The following is a 618-nucleotide window of genomic DNA, read 5'->3' as shown; positions in this document are numbered from 1 at the left end:
TCCCCTCNCCGGGGTCTTTCGCCTTTCCCTCACGGTACTGGTTCACTATCGGTCAGTCAGGAGTATTTAGCCTTGGAGGATGGTCCCCCCATATTCAGACAGGATACCACGTGTCCCGCCCTACTCATCGAGCTCACAGCATGTGCATTTTTGTGTACGGGGCTGTCACCCTGTATCGCGCGCCTTTCCAGACGCTTCCACTAACACACACACTGATTCAGGCTCTGGGCTGCCTCCCCGTTCGCTCGCCGCTACTGGGGGAATCTCGGTTGATTTCTTTTCCTCGGGGTACTTAGATGTTTCAGTTCCCCCGGTTCGCCTCATTAACCTATGGATTCAGTTAATGATAGTGTGTCGAAACACACTGGGTTTCCCCATTCGGAAATCGCCGGTTATAACGGTTCATATCACCTTACCGACGCTTATCGCAGATTAGCACGTCCTTCATCGCCTCTGACTGCCAGGGCATCCACCGTGTACGCTTAGTCGCTTAACCTCACAACCCGAAGATGTTTCTTTCGATTCATCATCGTGTTGCGAAAATTTGAGAGACTCACGAACAACTTTCGTTGTTCAGTGTTTCAATTTTCAGCTTGATCCAGATTTTTAAAGAGCAAA

General features: G+C 50.2%; 1 rRNA gene. It reads right to left on the bottom strand.

The features are described from left to right. Window positions 1-496, bottom strand: a 23S ribosomal RNA gene (locus RHEIN_RS18005); the annotation flags it as partial. Window positions 497-618 lie beyond the last annotated feature (122 nt).

It is taken from the genome of Rheinheimera sp. A13L, from assembly GCF_000217935.1.
In the GTDB taxonomy this organism is placed as follows: domain Bacteria; phylum Pseudomonadota; class Gammaproteobacteria; order Enterobacterales; family Alteromonadaceae; genus Pararheinheimera.
The sequence above is the reverse complement of the archived record's forward strand: the minus strand, read 5'-3'. Positions and strand labels throughout refer to the sequence as shown.